Source organism: Moorena sp. SIO4E2 (genome assembly GCF_010671945.1).
Taxonomy (GTDB): domain Bacteria; phylum Cyanobacteriota; class Cyanobacteriia; order Cyanobacteriales; family Coleofasciculaceae; genus Moorena; species Moorena producens.
The window spans coordinates 1-1,344 of record NZ_JAAHIE010001252.1; the positions used below are offsets into that span (position 1 = coordinate 1).

Sequence of the window (1,344 nt, forward strand, 5' to 3'; positions counted from 1 at the left end):
CTGCAAGCTGCAACAAATCAATGAAGCTCATGCCCAATTGCGCTCTTTACAAAGAACTCTCGGTTGGAAAAATAGACACCCCAAGCCTAAACCCCAGAAGCAATCACCATTAAAGAACCAATATCGTCAGTCAGGTTTATATAAACGGGAAGTTAATCCTGTGACCACCGAAGCTAGTGAAAGTAAAACTGGGAGTCAGAATCAGGGAAGTCCAAAGTCTAGGCGTGTCTATACTAGCCAGAAAATTGATGATTGGTTAGATTAACTGACTGGTGATTACTTGTGATTACTTGATTGGTGCTTTAATTGCTTAACGTTTCTACATCTTGTCGGTAGGCAATTAAGGCGTGACGCTTCCGGTATTCGGCTATAGCACGCAGAATTGCATCAGACACTTCCCGGGATACGATCGTCTTAATTTCAACATTGGTGTTGTAGCCCGCAATATCTCCTAGGCGTCTGCCGTGACCACCTTCTCCCCGTACATCACTAACAGTATAACCAGTAGCCCCGTGGCTTTTGATCAGCTTCACAAGGCTTTCTCGAATTACTGATTCACCAATGATGGTGACTAAGACAGCACTATTGATGGGAGCATCTTCTGTAGACATAGGAAATTCCTTAATTCCTGATATCTATTAGTCTATAAGCATCTAGTATAGACTTTTATAGTTGTCAATGGTTAGTTGTCAACGGGGTTGCCGGTAGATCAGGCTACGAGATTAACCTATGGTCACGCTAAGCGAACCCATTGACAACTAAGCTCAACTATACCGATTAGTGGGTAATTTCAAATCCCTGCAAACCTTCCGGTGTCTCATTCTTAACCACCACATTGTCAACCACAGCATTTAACGGTCCGGTATGACACCAACGCACCATAGCTTCTACTGCTGCGGTATTCCCTTCAAACACCGCTTCCACACGCTTATCAAGAAGATTTCTCACCCAGCCATTCACCCCTAGATGCTTAGCTTGAAGCATTGTGGAGTAACGATAACCAACTCCTTGAACTCTTCCGGAAATGAAAACATGGGCGCGAATTTGCTTGTGTGGTGTTGATGAGTTTTGCATTTAGCAGTTTGCTGTTGACTACACCAATTAATGTTGAAGGTTGTTCGCCGTAAGCGTCCGAAGTAGGGTAAGTTGACTGTAACACTAGGGATTACGGTCAACCTTCAACCAACCTTCAACATAGTTACCCCAAAGCATGGAAGTTGATCGTATTGTTTAGCTACAGCGCACCAGCGGCTGTTTTATCCAATACACCTCCAGATAGGTGTGTGGTGATATTCATCGCTTGCAATACTGGGGCTTTGTCTAAGCCTTGGGGATAATCAATTA

General features: G+C 43.9%; 3 protein-coding genes. 1 reads left to right on the top strand and 2 read right to left on the bottom strand.

The features are described 5' to 3' along the window. A partial coding sequence (locus tag F6K37_RS42660) for a hypothetical protein (protein WP_287257254.1) occupies positions 1–265 on the top strand: 265 nt, incomplete at its 5' end. 37 nt (positions 266–302) lie between these two features. Here the strand turns inward: F6K37_RS42660 and F6K37_RS42665 are convergent. Both F6K37_RS42665 and F6K37_RS42670 read right to left on the bottom strand, forming a co-directional pair. After that, complete coding sequence (locus F6K37_RS42665) at positions 303–611, bottom strand: P-II family nitrogen regulator (protein WP_287257255.1); 309 nt, start codon at positions 609–611, stop codon at positions 303–305. Positions 612–777: 166 nt separating this feature from the next. Further along, entirely contained in the window at positions 778–1,074 is a 297-nt protein-coding gene (locus F6K37_RS42670; RefSeq protein WP_287257256.1) for an acylphosphatase, read from the bottom strand. Positions 1,075–1,344 lie beyond the last annotated feature (270 nt).

Bases quoted from the DNA above. Each gene is read 5' to 3' on its own strand.
- F6K37_RS42670 (WP_287257256.1), bottom strand. From the start codon at position 1,074: ATGCAAAACTCATCAACACCACACAAGCAAATTCGCGCCCATGTTTTC.
- F6K37_RS42665 (WP_287257255.1), bottom strand. From the start codon at position 611: ATGTCTACAGAAGATGCTCCCATCAATAGTGCTGTCTTAGTCACCATC.